The organism is Peribacillus sp. SIMBA_075 (assembly GCF_046534585.1).
The window spans coordinates 1-270 of the sequence record NZ_JAWRYN010000668.1; the positions used below are offsets into that span (position 1 = coordinate 1).

Below are 270 nucleotides of genomic sequence, written 5' to 3' on the forward strand. Positions count from 1 at the left end.
GGCTCGTTCCACGGCAGCTGGGACCGGACACTGGAAAACGCCATGCGAATTTTCCAAGAAACGAATGCACAAGCTTTGAAGCTTGAAGGCGCAGGAGAAGTACTCGATGTGACGCGCAGGCTTGTCGGTTCTGGGATTCCAATCGTTGCCCATCTCGGCTTATTGCCGCAATCAGCGGCGGTGCTCGGGGGCTATAAAGTACAAGGCAAAACCGCAAGCGCCGCCAAGCAATTGATCGAAGATGCCAAAGCGTGCGAAGCGGCAGGAGCC

At 56.3% G+C, this 270-nt stretch carries 1 protein-coding gene; it reads left to right on the forward strand.

The features are described 5' to 3' along the window. Window positions 1-270: 3-methyl-2-oxobutanoate hydroxymethyltransferase (locus tag SB775_RS29865; RefSeq protein WP_410864863.1), on the forward strand; the 270-nt coding region annotated here is incomplete at both ends.